This window comes from Brucella haematophila (assembly GCF_005938105.1).
Classification (GTDB): Bacteria; Pseudomonadota; Alphaproteobacteria; order Rhizobiales; family Rhizobiaceae; genus Brucella; species Brucella haematophila.
Map to the genome: position 1 here is coordinate 262,526 of NZ_VCPE01000004.1, position 17,714 is coordinate 280,239.

A 17,714-nucleotide genomic window follows, 5' to 3' on the forward strand; every position below is an offset into this window, starting at 1 on the left:
ACACAATCCAGGCTGAGCCAAACGGAGGACACAATGATTGCAATTCCGACAGGCACGGCGGATGAACCGCGCGGCCGCACCCCGCTTTATCGGCATCTCTATTTTCAGGTACTGGTCGCGATTGCCGCCGGTATTCTGCTCGGCCATTTCTATCCCGAGCTTGGCACGCAGCTAAAGCCGCTGGGCGATGCCTTCATCAAGCTTGTGAAGATGATCATCGCTCCCGTCATTTTCCTGACGGTCGCAACCGGCATTGCCGGAATGACCGACATGAAGAAGGTCGGTCGCGTTGCTGGCAAGGCGATGATCTACTTCCTCACCTTCTCCACGCTCGCTTTGATTGTCGGCCTCATCGTGGCCAATGTCGTGCAGCCGGGCGCTGGCATGCATATCGACCCGGCCTCTCTCGACCCCAAGGCCGTCGCGGATTACGCCACCAAGGCGCATGAGCAGAGCATCACCGGCTTCCTCAGCAACATCATCCCGACGACGATTGTCGGCGCTTTTGCCGAGGGTGACATTCTTCAGGTTCTGTTCTTCTCGGTCCTGTTCGGTATTTCGCTTGCACTTGTTGGCGACCGCGGCAAGCCAGTCACCGACTTCCTGCATGTCCTCACCGCACCGGTTTTCAAGCTGGTTTCGATCCTGATGAAGGCTGCCCCAATCGGCGCTTTCGGCGCGATGGCTTTCACCATCGGCAAATATGGCATTGGCTCCATTGCCAATCTCGCCATGCTGATCGGCACTTTCTACCTGACCTCGCTGCTTTTCGTACTCGTGGTTCTGGGTGCCGTGGCGCGCTATAACGGCTTCTCCATTCTGGCGCTGATCCGTTACATCAAGGAAGAACTGCTGCTCGTGCTGGGCACTTCCTCGTCGGAAGCAGCCCTGCCAGCCCTGATGAACAAGATGGAACGGGCCGGCTGCAAGCGCTCGGTCGTCGGCCTCGTCATCCCCACCGGCTATTCGTTCAATCTGGACGGCACCAACATCTATATGACGCTGGCCGCCCTCTTCATCGCGCAGGCGACGGATATTCCGCTGTCGTTGAGCGACCAGATCCTGTTGCTACTGGTGGCGATGCTCAGCTCCAAGGGCGCCGCAGGCATCACCGGCGCTGGCTTCATTACGCTGGCGGCAACCTTGTCCGTCGTACCGTCGGTTCCCGTCGCTGGCATGGCGCTCATTCTCGGCATCGACCGGTTCATGTCGGAATGCCGCGCACTGACCAACCTCGTCGGCAATGCGGTTGCTACCATCGTCGTCGCACGTTGGGAAAACGAGCTGGATCAGGACAAGCTTGCTGCAGCATTGGCTGGCGCACCGGTCATCACGGACGCCGTGCCACAGCTGGAGCCTGCGGAGTAAGTCTTATCCTCCCCCCAAGCAGAAACGGCCCGCTTAACGCGGGCCGTTTTTTAGATGCCACCGCCTTCGCCAAGAGAGCTGAAATGCTCAATCATGCGGTCGACTTTCGGCGTCAATCCCGTGAACAATTCGAACGCGCCGACGGCCTGAAAGACGGCCATACCGCCGCCATTAACGACACCGCATCCGCGCTTCGCCGCTTCGGCAAGGAGCTGGGTCTGAAGCGGGAAATAAACGATATCCGCCACCCAGTGTCGGGGCATCAGAAGGCTCGTATCCAGCGGCACGCCGGGGTGCTTCGCCATTCCGGTCGGCGTGGCATGGGCCAGTCCGTCGGCAGCCTCCAGCGCGGCGGCGATATCCTTGCCCGATTCAAACCGGCAAACATCGTGCCTTGATGCGAGTTGCGCGATCAGAGCTTCGGTTCGGGCAGCATCCAAATCGAAAACCTGAACGGCTCGCGCGCCCATCGTCGCCAGTGCATGGGCAACGGCCACTCCCGCCCCGCCTGCACCGATCAGCACAGCATTGTCGACCTTAGCGTCAGGCAATGCGCGGCGGAAGCCTTGTGCGAAGCCCCACCAATCGGTGTTATAGCCCGTTCTCCGACCATTTTTAAACGTCACCGTATTGATTGAGCCGAGTGCCGCCGCATCGGGTGACAATTCATCGACGAACTGGATCGCCGCCTGTTTGCAGGGGTAGGTGATATTCAGCCCGGCAAAGCCGTCTTTTTCCGCCTGATCCATCAGATGAGGCAGCGCTTCCACGCCTACGCCCAGCACCGAAAGATCGAGCCGATCATAGCGGTAATCGATGCCGTTCATGCGTCCTTCGTGCATATGCATGGCGGGGGTGCGAGAGGCACCAATGCCGCTGCCAATCAAGCCCACGCGAACCGACCGCGTCACTGTTTCCGTCACGGAATTTAAACTCCACCCCTATCGTCCCGCCATTTTCGCACGGCAGGTTTCTTGTTTTTGAAAATGTACGAACTGGTTAGTAACGTCAATCGGACGCCGTGACTATTTTTGCAATGCGCACCGAATTGAAGGCGCTTTGAGTCTCACGATTTCAGGTAAGCCAGAATCATATCCGCGATAAGCTGGCGATGCCGCGTTCGGTATTCATCCGCCATGAGGTTCCGATTGAAAAGCGCGCCGAATGTGTGCCGGTTAGCAACCCGAAAAAAGCAGGCGGCGCTGATCATCTGATGCAGGTCAACCGGATCGACCTTGCGGGAAAACACACCGCTTGCTTCGCCGCGCGCCAGAATTCCTGCAATAAGCCCAATGACACCGGAATTGGTGCGCTGGAGAACGCTGGAATTCTTCAGGTGCTCGGCGCGATGGATATTCTCGATGCTGACCAGCTGGACAAAATCAGGGTTGGCGTCGTCGTGATCAAATGTGGCTTCGATCAATCGGCGCATCGCCTCTTCCGGCTCGAAATCCTGAAGCTGAAGGCGGCTTTCCAGCGCCCTTATCTTGGCGTAAGCCCGCTCCAGAACGGCCAGATAGAGCCCTTCCTTGCTGTCGAAATAGTAATAGAGCATCCGCTTGGACGTCTTGGTCTTCTCGGCAATCGTATCGACCCGCGCACCGGAAAATCCTGAGTGAACGAATTCCTCGGTCGCGACTTCGAGGATATTTTCCTTGGTGCTGTCGGGATCGTTTTTCCGTCCCGCACGGGCCTGTGCAAGCTCCACTGCGCTATCCATTGTAATCGTCGGGCTGTTTTCAGAAATGTACGAACTGGTCTGTTATATAGGCGCATAGCGCCGCAAGGGGCAAGCACCCGGCGCTTCCCACGATGGCAAAGTGAAAAGAAGGGGCCGGAAACCGGCCCCTCCCCAAAACTAAACAAGTATGACGCTGCCTATTTGCCTGCCGCCTGCGCGGCATAGACATAGCTGTCATAGGTATATTCGGCGACGCGGAACCACTCGAAGCCCTCGTCACGGAATTTCTTCCAGCTCGGATAGATCTTCGCCCAGGCCGGGTTCTTCTCATTATATTCGGCATAGAGATCGAAGGTGACCTTGTAAGCCGCATCCAGCACATCGCGCGGGAGGGGTTTCAATTGCACGCCCTTCGAAACCAGCGAGCGAATTGCAGCGGTATTCTTGACGTCATAGAGCGAGATCATGTTCTGCGTTGCAGCCTGAGCGGCGGTGTTCAGAGCCACTTTGTAAGCTTCCGGCAGGCTTTCATATTGCTGCTTGTTGACGAAAAAATGCACCGAAGCGCCACCCTCCCAGAAAGCCGGATAGTAGTAATAAGGCGCGATCTGGTAAAAGCCGAGCTTTTCATCGTCATAGGGGCCGACCCATTCGGCAGCATCGATGGTTCCGCGTTCCAGCGACGGATAGATATCGCCGCCCGGAAGCTGCTGCGGTACGACGCCAAGGCGAGACATGACCTCGCCGGCCACGCCGGCAATGCGCATCTTCAGACCTTTCAGGTCTTCGAGGCTCTTGATTTCCTTGCGATACCAGCCGCCCATCTGCGCGGCGGTGTTGCCACCGACGATGCCGACAACGCCATAATCAGACAGAAATTCATTATAAAGTTCGTTGCCGCCGCCATGATAGAGCCATGCATTTTGCAGGCGCGTATTCATGCCGAAGGGAATGGCAGTACCGATGGCGAAAGCCGGGTTTTTGCCGGTGAAATAATAGCCGCATGTATGCGCGATTTCGACCGTATTGGCCTGCACTGCGTCGATTGCCTGCGGACCGGGCACCAGTTCGCCTGCCTGAAACACCTGAATCTGGAACTTGCCATCCGTCATCTTCGACAAGGCATTAGCCATATAGACGGCGCCGCCATAGATCGTGTCGAGATTGTTCGGGAAGCCCGATGTCAGACGCCAGCGCAAGGTTGGCAGTTCATCCGCAATGGCTGGCGTGGCAAGCGCTGCGCCGCTTGTTGCTGCTGCGGCACCAATGGCCGCGCCCTTGGTCAGAAATGTACGGCGGTTCAAATCCTGTTTCATGTCTTCCTCCTCTAAGACGATTGATCATAAATGACCCACGCAGTGACTGGTCTCCCCTATCCTCACTGCGCAGGCTTTTCCGGTTGTCCGAAACTTGGTGGCGGCGACCCGAAAGATGGCGCGGGCAGCGGGTCCGTGGACGGCGAAGGCGCACCGAAGGGGGCGGGCGCATTACCGAACGGGTTGCCGCCGCCCGCATCTGGTCCCAGACCCGGCATTGGAACGTTGATCTGGATCGTGGACGGATCAGCCGCCGGGTGGCTGGATTTGTAATGGGTGACTATGCCCGGAAAGGCGATAATGATCGCGACCATGACCAGCTGGATCAGCAGGAACGGGATCGACCCCATATAGATCTGGCCAGACGTGACCGGCTGGATCGTGGCACCCGTCATTTTGTCCTTATAGGCGCGCGAGGGCGCCACCGAGCGCAAATAGAACAATGAAAACCCGAACGGCGGATGCATGAACGATGTCTGCATGTTCACCGCCAGCATGACGCCGAACCAGACGAGATCGATGCCGAGAGCGTCGGCCACCGGCGCCAGAAGCGGGATAATGATGAAAGCCAGCTCGAAATAATCGAGGAAAAAGGCCAGAAAGAAGACAAGAAGATTGGCGACGATCAGGAAGCCGACTTCACCGCCCGGAATGGAAGTCATCAGATGCTCGACCCAGACGTGGCCGTTGACGCCATAGAAGGTGAGCGAGAAGACACGTGCACCCAGCAGAATGAAGATGACGAAGGACGATAGCTTCGCGGTAGCGTAAAGCGCCGAGGTCAGCATCTTCATGTTCAGGCGGCGGTTGATGATGGCCAGCAGCAATGCGCCGACCGCACCCATCGCGCCGCCTTCTGTCGGCGTAGCGACGCCGATGAAGATCGTACCCAGAACGAGGAAGATCAGCACCAGCGGCGGCACGAGCGAAACCACCACGCGCTGCGCCAGCTTCCACCCCTTCAAGGTGCGGGCGTGTGGCGGCAGAGCCGGTACGGTTTCCGGACGCAGGATCGACATGCCGATGATGAAGGCGCAATAGACACCGACCAGCATCAGACCCGGCACCAGCGCGCCCTTATACATGTCGCCGACAGAACGGCCGAGCTGGTCGGCCAGAACGATCAGAACGAGGCTCGGCGGAATGATCTGCGCCAATGTGCCGGAAGCGGCAATCGTGCCGCTCGCCACCTTGCGATCATAGCCGTAGCGCAGCATGATCGGCAGCGAGATGAGCCCCATCGAAATCACCGAAGCGGCAACAACACCGGTGGTCGCAGCCAGAAGTGCGCCGACGATGATCACCGCAAAGGCCAGACCACCGCGCACGGGGCCGAATAGCTGCCCGATCGTGTCGAGCAGATCTTCCGCCATGCCGCTTCGCTCCAGTATCAACCCCATGAAGGTGAAGAAGGGAATCGCAAGCAGAGTTTCGTTCGACATCTGGCCGAATATCCGGTCGGGTATGGCCCCGAACAGATTGACCGGCAAAAGCCCCATTTCGATGCCGACGAAACCGAAGGCAAAGCCGACAAAGGCGAGCGCAAAAGCCACTGGATAACCGAGCAAAAGCACGACGATCAGCGAGAGGAACATCAGCGGCGCAAGATTTTCCGCGAAGAAAGCAACCATATCCGTCCCCCTCAGAGCGCTTGTGCTTCTGCGTCTTCAGCCGCCACCGTGTCCGGTAGCCGCCCTTGCAGAATGGCAATGCGTTTGATGAGTTCAGACAGGCCTTGCAGCGCCAATAGCCCGAAACCGATGGGGATTAGCGTCCAGACCGGCCAGAGAACCAGCCCGCCGGTATTGTTCGAGGTTTCACCGCTGGCGAACTTCGCTTCCACAATGGGCCATGAAAGATAGATCGTGATGAGGCAGAAGGGCAGCAGGAAGACGATGGTGCCGAAAATCTCCACCAGAAGCTGTGTGCGCCGCGAGTAACGGCTGTAGAGCAAATCGACCTTCACATGTTCGCTGTGCAGCAGCGTATAACCCGCAGCGATCAGGAAAACCGCCGAGAACAGATACCACTGCGCTTCCAGCCATGCATTGGAACTGAGATTGAAAAGCTTGCGCGAAACCGCATTGATGGCGCTGATCAGCACCGCCACGAGTATCAACCAGGATACTGCTTTTCCGATGAAATCATTGGCCGCGTCGATAGCGCGCGACAACGCCAGCAAAACTGACATTGCTCCTCCCCTCTTGTTTCGGCCTCCTCAAGCCGTTTTCTTGAAGGATAGGTGCGGGAAAATTCACCCGCAAGCAGACGATAGTCGCAAGCGGCGCACGATACCCACTAGTGGGTAAGCAAGGGGCGATTCACCGCCGAAATGTCCAAAATATGGTCTATTTTACTGCCCGGCTATACTGAGCCTGTTTTCGATAGCATAGCGCGTAAGGCCAGCAGTGCTGGCAATGCCGAGTTTCTTTTTAATATTCTTGCGGTGAGTCTCGACTGTTGCTTCCGATATGCCGAGCGTCGAAGCAATCTCGCGGTTGCTGCTGCCTTCGGCAACCAGAACCAGAACATCGTTTTCCCGCGATGACAGGCCTTCCGCCTTCTTCTCGGCATTGTCGAGAAGTGCTTCCGAAACGCCGGACGAGAAATAGGTTCCACCCGACGCAACGGCATGGATGGCAGCGACAATTTCGCTCGTCGAAACATCCTTCAACACATAGCCCGAAGCGCCCCGCATGATCGATGTCGAAATATACTCGCGACTGTCATGCATGGAGAGCATCAAAATGCGCGTGCCCGGTAGTTGTCGCTTGAACAATTCAATAGCGTCGATGCCGTTGAGAAGAGGCATATTGATATCCATCAGCACGACATCTGGCTTGGCCGTCTGCGCCATTTCCAGCGCCAGACGTGCGTTCGAGGCCGCGCCCGCAATTTCAATGTCGTCATAGGTTTCAAGCACAGCGCGCAATCCGTCGAGCACCAGAGGGTGGTTGTCGACCAGCAATACGCGTATCTTGCATTCTTTCGTCATGCGACTTCCGGATTGAATAGTGGCGGCTTCGACATTGGCGGTTTCGTCATCGGTCTTTCGACTGCCGAAAGCGGCAGGCGCGCGGTCAACTGCGTACCATCGCTGCCGGTTTCCACCAAGAGCACACCGCCGAAATGTGCCATGCGTTCCTGCATATTTCGCAGGCCAAGCCCCGATGTTGCACCTTTCAGATCGTGACCGGCAAAACCATTGCCATTGTCGGCCACCGTCATCGTCACGCGCCCGTTCGAATCCCGGAGACGCACCTTCACCGCACTGGCGCCCGAATGCCGCTCGATATTCGTCAGCGCTTCCTGCGCGACCCGATAGAGCGCCGTGCTCGGCTCCGGTTTCAAATTGACCCGCAGCGTGTCGGCTTCAAAACGGGTCTCAATGCCTGTCCTTTCCGCGAAATGCTCGAAAAGCGCTTTCAGCGCCACCGTCATGCCCAGATCGTCCAAAATGCGCGGTCGCAGATCATGCGATAGTCGCCGCACTTCCTTGATCGCGCCGTTCAGCACATCCGAGGCCTTCTCAATGGCTCTCGGCGCACCGTCACTGCCCGTATGCACCTGGCGGCTGGCCAGATCGATGGCATAGCGCACGCCGACCAGATTTTGCGAAATGCCGTCGTGCAGTTCCCGCGCCAGACGGGCTCGTTCCTCCTCCTGTGTATCGATGATGCGCTGGGCAAGTTCCTTGAGCTTGTTGTCCGCCATGCGCCGCTCGCGCAGGTTCAACAACATGCATGTTGCGAAAACCAGCATGACCGCAGGCACGGCGATGAGGCTGACCACCAGAAAGGTGTTGCGGATATTGGCGCGAAAATCGGCATTGGCTGCCGCCGTCTGGGCATAGACATCATCCAGATAGACGCCGGTTCCGAGCATCCATTTCCATTTGTCGAGCCCGACCGCGAAGGACAGCTTGTCGGCTGTCTCGCCACTTGATGGCTTTTCCCATTTATACTGGTGCAACCCCCCGCCCTGCTTCGCCTTGTCGATCAGGTTGGCGATGACATGATCGCCATCGGGATCGACCAGATTGAGCCAGTTCTGGCCGGGACGAAAGGTCTGGCGCGGATGAACGACATTATTGCCATCATAGTCATAGACGAAGAAATAGCCGTCGCGCCCGTAATCGAGCGAGGTGAGAATGCTCGTCACCTTCTGCATGGCCGCAGTGTCGTTAGGACCGGCCTCGTCGTAGATTTTCTGGATTGCTGACAGCGCCAGATTGGTAAGGTTCAGGAGTTCGGTTTCCTTCGCCTTCAGCATGTTTTTTTCAAAGGTCGCTATGCTGCTCTGCACGAGATTGGCCGACTGCCAAGTGATAAAGGCCGTGACCGTCAGGATGGCAACGATCAAAGGCACAATCGCCAGTGCCAGAATTTGATATCGAAGCGTCACGCCTAGCTCCTCCCAACGTCGCCGGACAGCTTTTTTAACAGAGGACTTTAAAGCCCAGTACCCGAAGGCGGAAGAGGCGATCTGCAAGATCACTCATATGCGCTCGCTGTCTCTTGAGACCAATGAGCAGTAGCCAATTTGCGGCGCGTTGCCAGAGGGCAATATTATTTCGTATAGACTTATTTATGTAGATATAATGCAAAGCGCAGTCGGCTTTCCATTGCGCCTTGTTGCATGACCGGTATAGGAAGGGCTGAAACAAACGTTTGCGCGCTTCATTCGCGACCCGCAAGGCATTCCTGTACTGGCCGTCTTGTCCAACCCCCATCGCTGAAGCTGCGCCCTCGGAGGAGTGAAATATGCATTATTGCGGCAAGGCGCGTCGTCGGCTTCCCAAGGAGAGAGGCCGATGAACGCCGAAGTGAAGCTCGCACCATCGAGCAAACCCGGTACGACGGCCATCGAGCTGAAGAATGTACAGATATCGTTCAAGCTGGCCGATGGCGGTCGCTTTGATGCGGTTGCCGAAAGCAATCTCAAGGTCGCGGAAAACGAGTTCGTCGCCATTGTTGGGCCGACCGGATGCGGAAAATCCACCTTGCTGAACGCAGTTGCTGGTCTTCTGACACCCGCCGAAGGCATCGTCGAGATCAACGGCCAGCGCCTGCAGGGGCTTAATCGCAAGGCGGGTTATCTCTTCCAGCAGGACGCGCTGATGCCCTGGAAGACCGTTCTCGACAATGTCGCCATCGGCCTTGAGATTGCTGGCACGGCCAAGGCCGAAGCCCGCAGACAGGCACAGGAATGGCTTGCCCGCGTCGGGCTTTCGAGCTTCGGCGATCGCTATCCGCACATGCTTTCGGGCGGCCAGCGCAAGCGCGTCGGTCTGGCACAGGTGCTGATCCGCAACCCTAAATATCTGCTGATGGATGAGCCATTTGGTCCGCTCGATGCACAAACCCGCGTCATCATGGGCGATTTGTTGCTCGACCTGTGGTCGCAGGACAAGAAGGCGGTCATGTTCGTCACGCACGATCTGGAAGAAGCCATCGCCCTTGCCGACCGCGTCGTCATCATGTCTGCGGGTCCGCGCGCACGCATCATGGCAGAATATCGCATTCCGCTCGAACGCCCCCGCGAAATCTCTGAAATCCGCCTCGACAATCAGTTCCACGAAATTCACCGTGAAATCTGGGGTGCGCTGAAGGAGGAAGTCCTCAAAGGCTATCAGCAGACAAGTGGAGAACGCGCATGAAAAAGCCTGTGCTGTTTCTGGCGCAGCTCAGTGTCGCTGTCGCCATTGTCCTCGTGTGGCACGTCTTCACCGCCACGCATCTTTTCGGCAACCCGGCCAAGGCGAAGTTCTTCTTTGCCGCGCCGGGTGATGTTGCCTTGCGCATCTATAAATGGTTCGCCGAAGGCACGATCTGGTATCACCTCGGCATCACGCTGCTTGAAGCCATGCTGGCCTTTGCCATCGGCTCGATTGCCGGTGTTCTGATCGGCTTCTGGTTTGCGCGAAAGCCCATATTGGCAGCTGTTTTCGACCCCTATGTGAAAGCCGCCAACTCCCTGCCACGTGTTGTTCTCGCACCGATTTTCGCTCTCTGGCTCGGCCTTGGCATCTGGTCCAAGGTTGCGCTGGGCGTTTCGCTCGTCTTCTTCATCGTCTTCTTCAACGTCTATCAGGGCGTGAAGGAAGTGAACCAGACCGTGCTTTCCAATGCCCGCATGCTTGGCATGAACGAACGGCAATTGCTCCGCAATGTCTACCTGCCATCAGCCCTGTCGTGGATGTTTTCGAGCCTCCACACCGCCGTCGGCTTTGCCGTCGTCGGCGCAGTTGTGGGTGAATATCTCGGCTCATCCGCCGGTCTTGGCTATCTCATTCATCAGGCCGAAGGCGTGTTCGACGTGACCGGCGTTTTTGCCGGAATGCTCGTGCTGACTGTCTTCGTTCTGATCATCGACTGGGGCGTGACCATCATCGAGGAACGCCTGCTTGTCTGGCGTCCGAAAGCGGCAACCCACAACGCATAACGGCGCATGAATTCTTACTAGGAGGAAAATCATGAAGATTAGTCGCAGAGACGCCCTGCTGGGCGCCGCAGCTCTTGGGCTGGCCGGCATTGCTTCCCGCCTGCCTGCCTATGCGCAGGATGCATCGGCAACGCCAGAAAAGCCCGAACTGATGTTCGGTGTCGGCGGCAAGCCGCTGTTCTATTACCTACCGCTGACGATTGCCGAGCGCAAAGGCTTCTTTGAAGAACAGGGCCTGAAAGCGACCATCAACGATTTCGGCGGCGGCGCAAAGTCGCTGCAAGCCTTGATCGGCGGTTCGGTGGATGTCGTGACCGGCGCTTACGAACACACGATCCGTATGCAGAACAAGGGCCAGGACATCAAGGCAATCTGCGAGCTTGGACGTTTTCCGGGCATCTGCATCGGCGTGCGCAAGGACCTCGCAGGCGAGATCAAGACCATTGCCGATTTGAAAGGCCAGAATGTCGGTGTCACGGCGCCAGGCTCATCGACTTCGCTATTTCTGCAATATGCATTGATGAAGAACGGTCTGTCGGAAGACGCCGCGTCCATCATCGGCGTTGGCGGCGGTGCGAGCGCGGTTGCAGCCATCAAGAAGGGTGAAATCGCCGCTCTGGTCCATCTCGATCCGGTCATCACCCGTCTCGAGGTCGATGGCGACATCACCTTGCTGATCGACACCCGCACCGAGGAAGGCACGCGCCAGCTGTTTGGCGGCACCAATCCGGCTGCGACGGTTTACGTGCAGCAGAGCTTTATTGATGCGAACCCGATCACCACGCAGCGCGTCGTCAATGCGTTCGCCAAATCGCTGGACTGGATTCACAAGGCTTCGGCAGACGACGTGGCCGACGCTGTGCCGGAAGAATATCTGCTCGGCGACCGTGAACTCTACAAAACCGGCTTCGAGAAATCCCGCGCCATGTATTCCGAAAAAGGCCTGATTGCCGAAGAGGGTTTCAAAAGTCTCTATGAAATGCTGAAGGCGCTCGATCCGGAGCTTGCCAACGCGGATATTTCATTCGCGCAGACTTTCGACCCGCGCTTTGTGCAGGCGGCAAAGATCTAAAGCAAAAAGGACCGGGATCGCTTCAGATCCCGGTCCTTTTTAATATCCAAATTGCGATATGGAATTATACGCCGTCATGCGATGGACGGGCGATGTGCCGTTTCAACAGCGCGGCTGCAAATTCGAAATCCCCGGCCTCAATGGCCTGAAGAATTTCCAGATGATCCGTGCAAGCCTGATGAATGCGCGCGTCGCACAGACGATCAACTTCGCAGGATTCCGTCAGTCGCCGCAGATGATTCTGCCAGCGGATTGTCTGAGTGAGGAACCGGTTATTCGCCCATGACACCAGCGTTTCATGGAAGTTCGCATTGACGTCGAACCAGTAGCCATCAGGAAAATCGGATATCGAGCGTTCGAGTATCTCGATCTGCGTCTTTTTCAGCTCCTGAAGCTCGGACAGCACCGGGCTGTAATCGGCTTGCGTCAGCGCACCGCATTCGATGACCATCCGAAAAGAATCGCTTTCATGAACGGCATGTTCGTTATCGAGCGTTTCCGCGAAGCGCCAGCCATAGCCGGGTAAGCGCTCGGCCAGCCCTTCGGCGGCAAAGCGCATCAATGTCCGGCGTACCGTGCCGCGCGTTACTTCGAACTGGTCGGCAAGGGCAGCTTCCGAAATTTCAAGGCCAACTGCACCGGACGCGCGGGCGTTCATCAGCCTGTGATAGAGGTCCTCGAAATCGGACGGCGGCAAGATTTCGTTCGACAGCTCATCATGCTCGGGAAAACGTTGCAACAGATAACCACGGTTGGGCGCCTGCGCGACAATTCCCCGTTGCACCAGAAGATGCAAAACCTGCCGGACCGGGGAGCGGGAAACATGCAGTTCGCGCGCAATGGCAGCATCGGAAATGCGATCACCGATCTGCCAGCGCTCCTTGGTGATGAGCGTCAGCATCTTGTGAGCAACCTCCACCTGAAGATTGCTCAAACCGGTTTGCGTCGCTGTTCCGTCCGTCTTGGGTGCTGTCACGATGATGTTCACGCGCGGTAAATCCTCCATGACAAATTTATAACAGGAAACACTACGCGCGGGAGTTCCATTCACGCATGGGCACGCCAATGTGATCAGCGCGTGAAGACAGGAGGCGACAGCGATTTTCAGGGGCAGCGGTATGTCTTTAACGACCGGGGAGCGGCTTCGCTCGACCCGGGATAGCGCGCCTCAAAGAGGGAAGCAGACGCCACAATAAAAAACAGGCGACAGATCGGAGACCTGTCGCCTGTCAATAACAATGGACTGGAGGTCACATTATTATCAGCCGGTATTCTCAAGCTTCGTCAGACGACTCGACACATTGCTGCGCACATGAGCCTGGGCGAGGCTTGTTTGGATATCGGGGATTGCCCCGATATCCGATCTTCATACCCGTTATTAGAACGAGCGCTGGAAGCGAACGATACCGCCCCAAGCGTCCTTCTCGGAAACGCGATCGCGCCATTCGCCACCGAACTTGGTGTACGAAATTTCCGGGGTGATGGTGAAGCCAGGAACGAGCTGGTAAGCAACGTTAGCCGTAGCTGCGGTCTTGCCCCAATCGTCGTGTGCAGCCTGAATGTTGAAGACAGCCTTGTCGGTTGCCTTGAACTTCGCGCCACCCCAGACAGCCCAATCGCCGCCCCACTGGCCGTAGTTCTGCAGCGGGGATTCTTCCGAAGCGTAACCGCCCTGTACCCAAACCGAGAAACGGTCCGTGATGTTCACGTCGCCGCGAACCTTGGCAGACCATTCTTCGATGACCGAGTCGTAAGCTGCGATACCAGCGATCGAGCCCCAGCCGCCTTCGTACTTCAGACCGCCGAGGATGTGCGGGGTGTAGCCGTCGATGACGTAGCCCGTGCCGCCTTCTTCAACAGCCAGGATAGCCGAGAAGCCGTTGCCACCCTTGTAGGTGTACGAAATCTGACCGGTGGTGTAGCTGCCTGCGCCGATCACGTCATCGTTGATGACGCCGCCGAGGTAACCGGTGAAGGTGTGGAATGCGGATTCATCGATACCGACCTTGAAGCCGCCGAGCTGGATGTAGCCGATACGGAAGTCAACGCCGCTGTTGGTCGAGCCGTATTCACCGTCGTCGCGGGAATTGTTGGCGCCGTAGTTGAAGCGGGTTTCGGTGTAGGTCTTCAGGGTACCGAGTTCGGTTTCCGAAGCGGTGTGGGTGCGGAGCGTAAAGCGAGCGCCCTTGTCCCAGCCCTTACGGTCGCTACCGGTGTAGACGTCATCGCCGCCCTTTACGTCGTAACGGACGTAGCCGCTGATGCGCAGGCAGGTTTCGGTGCCCGGGATGTAGAAGTAGCCAGCGCCGTAAGCATCGCAAACGCGGACATATTCAACTGCTTCAGGTTCCGGCGCAACGATTGCGTCGGCGGCCTGTGCACCGGAAACTGCAACCAGGGCTGCAGCGGAGCCGAGAAGAAGGCTCTTGATGTTCATTTCTGACCTCCAGGATCAAGTGGATTGAAGTTTCGATTTTTTTACGAGTCGTTTTTTACGATTGCATAATACGATTTTCATTGATGGTTTCGTTAGTCAATGGCGTTTTTTCCTAACAAGATACAGCAGGTTACTTCTTGGTAGACCGTTGGAAATCTGCAACACCAAGCTTTAGCCGCAGATCATCCAGCCCCCGCTTCTGCGGGAGTTTCAGATTTTCATTGTCCCGGCAATCCGGAACGCTGTTTGAAGGATTTCTGCGCTATCTTCGCCCCGGCAGTGCCGTTCAGAAGACCAGTCCGTCTGGACCCATGCAGATGACGGCAACGGCTACATGCCGCGTGCAACTCTCTCGCATGCGAGCAACATCATGCGCTGCATATGCATCGCGCAAAACATTTTCCCGACAGTGCCGATAGCCAAACCCGCCATATTTCACCCCTCTTGAACACAAAAACCAAAGCTCGTTGTCCCCCAACGAACTGCGGAATGGCCGGATGCTTCTCCTACTTCTGTTACAATCAGATGACGAACAGTGAGCGTTGCAACCTTTCTCTGCCTTTTTAAACAAACCGCGGCAGAGTTCAGCTTATAATTTTTCATTGTTTTGCAGGTATTTAGCAAAATTCCCTACTGACGCAGGCATTTTCTTTTGCAGACGCTAATTTTGCGACCAGCTTTCGTGAAATCCAAACTGCGCCTCGCCAGAAGCCGGCAGTTTGGCGCAAATCACGCACCATGTGATGTGCGGTGGGCGACTCGTCAAACCTGTGCGAAATATAAAGCCGACAAATGATCGGGCGCCCTCGGAAAATACGCTATATATGCCGCCCACTGGAAATCAACGCCAATAAATGACCGAATAGAAATTCATTTGTGACAGTTATATGTAGATAACTGTAATTTTAATCAGAATTATACAGAAAACTACATTCTTTCACCGATACATTTCGCCGAACAATATTCATATAAACTTCATTGGAGGACTGCTTTCGGAATCGTTATTAGGGCGTGCGCTCAAAAAGATGCGCGTCTCAATATCGAGGGTTCTCATGCAGACCAAGGTTTTCAGCGCTATCGGCGCAGTTATCGCTACCGCTTTCCTTGCAAGTCCGGCTGCCGCCGAAAAGACCAAGATCGATTTCTGGTTCGGCAATTCCGGCGATATCGCCAAGCGCGTCGAGGAACAGTGCGACCGGTTCAACAAGTCCCAGAACGACTATGAAGTCGTCTGCACCACGCAGGGCACCTATGATGCCTCGCTGCAGAACACGATTGCCGCATTCCGCGCAGGCAAGCAGCCAACGATCGCGCAGGTATCGGATGCAGGCACGCTCGACATCATGCTTTCGGGCGCCTACTATCCGGCGAACAAGCTGATGGCCGATATGGGCTACAAGGTCGACTGGAACGACTATTTCTCCGGCATTTCCAGCTATTACGCGACGTCCAAGGGTGAAATGTATTCGTTCCCCTTCAACTCCTCGACCGCATTGTTCTACTGGAACAAGGACGCTTTCGCCAAAATCGGCAAGGACCGCGCGCCTGCAACCTGGGAAGAAGCGGCAGCCGATTTCAAGGCTCTAAAGACTGCCGGCTATGCCTGCCCGTTCGGCTTCGACATTTCCAACAACGAAGTCTGGCAACTCGTCGAACAGTTCGAAGCCGTGCATGGCGAACCGATTGCCAGCAAGCGCAACGGCTATGAAGGCCTTGACGCTGAGATGACCTTCAACAAGGGCAAGCTGGTCAATTTCATCAAGGAACTGAAGGGCTGGTACGATTCCGGCGAAGCCGTCATCAAGTCCAAGGCCACCGGCCAGACCTTTATCGAAGCTTTCTCGGCTGGTGATTGCCAGACGATGATGACCTCGGTCGGCGATCACGGCAATATCGGCCGCACGGCCAAGGAAGGCATGAACTGGGGCGTCGCAATGCTTCCGGTTTACGAAGGCACCGAACGCAAGAGTTCCTTCGTCGGCGGCGCTTCGCTCTGGACGCTGAAGGGCAAGTCGGAAGCCGAATATAAGGCTGCCGCAGCCTTCTTCAACTTCATCGCCAAGCCTGAGGAAGCCCTCACCTGGTCGACCGTTACCGGCTATATTCCGGTGCGCAATTCCGGCTTCGAATATCTCCAGAAGCAGGGCTTCTACGACAAGGCTCCCTATGCCGGTCGTGAACTCGCCATCAAGAGCCTGACCGCCTCGCCTGCCAACGATCCTGCGCCGCATGGCATCCGTCTCGGCGGCCTTCTGCAGATTCGCCAGGAAATCGCCAACGGCTTGCAGGCGATCTTCATCAACAATGAAGACGTTCAGGCGTCGCTGGATGCTTCGGCAGAACGCAGCAACCAGATTCTCCGTCGCTTTGAGCGCACCTACAAGGGCGCGCAGCTTCCCTGATCGTTCAAACCACAGCCTGATCGGCGCGTTCTGCGCCGATCAGCTTCGTTGCATGCACTATCATTCGGCTGCTGCCATACCAGCGCCGAGGAAAGCGAATGACCTTCCATGGAAAAGCGCGTCACTTTTTCTTCCACAACAATCGGCCTTCTATTCGTATTGCCGATGCTGCTTCTCATCTTTGTCTTCTTCTATTGGCCGAGCGCACAGGCACTCTATTGGGCCTTCACGCTGGAACAGCCATGGGGCGGCGGCAATGTGTGGGTTGGCTTCGATAATTTCGTACAATTGCTGCAAGACCCGATCTATTGGGGCGCGATCACCCGCAGCCTGATTTTCGGTCTCGCATCGACGTCGATTGCCATGGGCATCGCGCTGGTTCTGGCTCTGATCACCGACCGCGAACTGCGCGGCAACAAGCTTTATCGCTCGGTTTTCATCTGGCCTTACGCCATTGCAGCTCCTGCTCTCGGACTGGCGTTCCGTTTCATTCTGGCTCCCGAAGCGGGGCTTCTTTCGGTCATCAACCAGGTGTGGCCCGGTTTGTGGAACCCGGCCCTCGACGGCAAGGATGCGATGATCGCCGTCATCGTCGCCTTTTCCTGGAAATATATCGGCTACAATTTCATCTTCTTCCTGTCAGCACTTCAGGGCATTCCGCGTCCGCTCATCGAAGCCGCAGCTATGGATGGCTCAGGCCCGATGCGCCGCATCTGGGATATCCAATTGCCACTGCTGACGCCGACCCTTTTCTTCCTGCTGGTGATCAACATCACCGAGAGCTTTCAGGATTCCTTTGGTATCGTCGATGTTCTCACTCAGGGCGGCCCGGCCCGCGCCACGGAACTGATGGTCTACAAGATCTATTTCGACGGCTTCAAGGGCCTCGATTATTCCGGCGCTGCGGCACAGTCGATCATCCTCATGCTCCTCGTCATCCTGCTCACCATCGTCCAGTTCCGCTTCATCGAGCGGCGCGTACATTACAAGTGAG

General features: G+C 56.6%; 15 protein-coding genes. 6 read left to right on the forward strand and 9 right to left on the reverse strand.

From position 1 onward, the window contains the following. The first annotated feature begins 33 nt into the window (after positions 1–33). Entirely contained in the window at positions 34–1,368 is a 1,335-nt protein-coding gene (locus tag FGI60_RS08755) for a dicarboxylate/amino acid:cation symporter (protein ID WP_138784853.1), read from the forward strand. A gap of 50 nt (positions 1,369–1,418) precedes the next feature. Here FGI60_RS08755 and FGI60_RS08760 read toward each other — a convergent pair whose 3' ends face one another. The 7 genes from FGI60_RS08760 to mctS form a co-directional block, all read right to left on the reverse strand. Further along, positions 1,419–2,291, reverse strand: coding sequence for a shikimate dehydrogenase (locus tag FGI60_RS08760; protein ID WP_138784854.1), 873 nt, complete (start codon positions 2,289–2,291; stop codon positions 1,419–1,421). 143 nt (positions 2,292–2,434) lie between these two features. Beyond that, positions 2,435–3,088, reverse strand: a complete 654-nt coding sequence (locus tag FGI60_RS08765; protein ID WP_138784855.1) for a TetR family transcriptional regulator — start codon at positions 3,086–3,088, stop codon at positions 2,435–2,437. A 158-nt stretch (positions 3,089–3,246) separates the two neighbouring features. Beyond that, on the reverse strand, positions 3,247–4,365 hold the full coding sequence (locus FGI60_RS08770; RefSeq protein ID WP_138784856.1) for a TRAP transporter substrate-binding protein: 1,119 nt from the start codon (positions 4,363–4,365) through the stop codon (positions 3,247–3,249). A 62-nt stretch (positions 4,366–4,427) separates the two neighbouring features. After that, entirely contained in the window at positions 4,428–5,996 is a 1,569-nt protein-coding gene (locus tag FGI60_RS08775; protein WP_138784857.1) for a TRAP transporter large permease, read from the reverse strand. Positions 5,997–6,007: 11 nt separating this feature from the next. After that, complete coding sequence (locus FGI60_RS08780; protein ID WP_138784858.1) at positions 6,008–6,556, reverse strand: TRAP transporter small permease subunit; 549 nt, start codon at positions 6,554–6,556, stop codon at positions 6,008–6,010. Between the two features lie 162 nt (positions 6,557–6,718). Beyond that, positions 6,719–7,360, reverse strand: a complete 642-nt coding sequence (mctR, locus tag FGI60_RS08785; protein ID WP_138784859.1) for a two-component system response regulator MctR — start codon at positions 7,358–7,360, stop codon at positions 6,719–6,721. Further along, positions 7,357–8,769, reverse strand: coding sequence for a two-component system sensor histidine kinase MctS (mctS, locus tag FGI60_RS08790; RefSeq protein WP_138784860.1), 1,413 nt, complete (start codon positions 8,767–8,769; stop codon positions 7,357–7,359). The genes mctR and mctS overlap by 4 nt, the downstream gene beginning before the upstream one ends. Before the next feature lie 409 nt (positions 8,770–9,178). Between mctS and FGI60_RS08795 the strand changes: the two genes are divergently transcribed. Genes FGI60_RS08795 through FGI60_RS08805 form a run of 3 tightly spaced genes read left to right on the forward strand, consistent with a single transcriptional unit; the run spans position 9,179 to position 11,881 of the window. Next, entirely contained in the window at positions 9,179–10,024 is an 846-nt protein-coding gene (locus FGI60_RS08795; RefSeq protein WP_138784861.1) for an ABC transporter ATP-binding protein, read from the forward strand. Then, positions 10,021–10,809, forward strand: coding sequence for an ABC transporter permease (locus tag FGI60_RS08800; protein ID WP_078336767.1), 789 nt, complete (start codon positions 10,021–10,023; stop codon positions 10,807–10,809). Before FGI60_RS08795 ends, FGI60_RS08800 begins: the two co-directional genes overlap by 4 nt. A 31-nt stretch (positions 10,810–10,840) precedes the next feature. Continuing rightward, positions 10,841–11,881, forward strand: a complete 1,041-nt coding sequence (locus FGI60_RS08805) for an ABC transporter substrate-binding protein (RefSeq protein WP_078336766.1) — start codon at positions 10,841–10,843, stop codon at positions 11,879–11,881. A gap of 64 nt (positions 11,882–11,945) precedes the next feature. On the opposite strand, the gene FGI60_RS08810 is transcribed toward FGI60_RS08805, so the two are convergent. Next, the gene (locus FGI60_RS08810; RefSeq protein ID WP_235889770.1) at positions 11,946–12,869 is read right to left on the reverse strand and encodes a GntR family transcriptional regulator; all 924 of its coding nucleotides are present in this window, start codon (positions 12,867–12,869) and stop codon (positions 11,946–11,948) included. A gap of 390 nt (positions 12,870–13,259) precedes the next feature. Further along, a complete protein-coding gene (locus FGI60_RS08815) occupies positions 13,260–14,318 on the reverse strand; it encodes a porin (RefSeq protein WP_138784863.1) in 1,059 nt (352 codons plus the stop codon). A 1,052-nt stretch (positions 14,319–15,370) separates the two neighbouring features. On the opposite strand from FGI60_RS08815, the gene FGI60_RS08820 reads away from it, so the two are divergent. Both FGI60_RS08820 and FGI60_RS08825 read left to right on the forward strand, forming a co-directional pair. Then, positions 15,371–16,720 carry an extracellular solute-binding protein gene (locus FGI60_RS08820; RefSeq protein ID WP_138784864.1) on the forward strand — a complete coding sequence of 450 codons (1,350 nt, stop codon included), beginning with the start codon at positions 15,371–15,373 and terminating at the stop codon, positions 16,718–16,720. Positions 16,721–16,828: 108 nt separating this feature from the next. Next, positions 16,829–17,713, forward strand: coding sequence for a carbohydrate ABC transporter permease (locus FGI60_RS08825; protein ID WP_138784865.1), 885 nt, complete (start codon positions 16,829–16,831; stop codon positions 17,711–17,713). Position 17,714 lies beyond the last annotated feature (1 nt).

Bases quoted from the DNA above. Each gene is read 5' to 3' on its own strand.
- FGI60_RS08755 (WP_138784853.1), top strand. From the start codon at position 34: ATGATTGCAATTCCGACAGGCACGGCGGATGAACCGCGCGGCCGCACC.
- FGI60_RS08765 (WP_138784855.1), bottom strand. From the start codon at position 3,088: ATGGATAGCGCAGTGGAGCTTGCACAGGCCCGTGCGGGACGGAAAAAC.
- FGI60_RS08770 (WP_138784856.1), bottom strand. From the start codon at position 4,365: ATGAAACAGGATTTGAACCGCCGTACATTTCTGACCAAGGGCGCGGCC.
- FGI60_RS08775 (WP_138784857.1), bottom strand. From the start codon at position 5,996: ATGGTTGCTTTCTTCGCGGAAAATCTTGCGCCGCTGATGTTCCTCTCG.
- FGI60_RS08780 (WP_138784858.1), bottom strand. From the start codon at position 6,556: ATGTCAGTTTTGCTGGCGTTGTCGCGCGCTATCGACGCGGCCAATGAT.
- mctR (WP_138784859.1), bottom strand. From the start codon at position 7,360: ATGACGAAAGAATGCAAGATACGCGTATTGCTGGTCGACAACCACCCT.
- FGI60_RS08795 (WP_138784861.1), top strand. From the start codon at position 9,179: ATGAACGCCGAAGTGAAGCTCGCACCATCGAGCAAACCCGGTACGACG.
- FGI60_RS08800 (WP_078336767.1), top strand. From the start codon at position 10,021: ATGAAAAAGCCTGTGCTGTTTCTGGCGCAGCTCAGTGTCGCTGTCGCC.
- FGI60_RS08805 (WP_078336766.1), top strand. From the start codon at position 10,841: ATGAAGATTAGTCGCAGAGACGCCCTGCTGGGCGCCGCAGCTCTTGGG.
- FGI60_RS08815 (WP_138784863.1), bottom strand. From the start codon at position 14,318: ATGAACATCAAGAGCCTTCTTCTCGGCTCCGCTGCAGCCCTGGTTGCA.
- FGI60_RS08820 (WP_138784864.1), top strand. From the start codon at position 15,371: ATGCAGACCAAGGTTTTCAGCGCTATCGGCGCAGTTATCGCTACCGCT.
- FGI60_RS08825 (WP_138784865.1), top strand. From the start codon at position 16,829: ATGGAAAAGCGCGTCACTTTTTCTTCCACAACAATCGGCCTTCTATTC.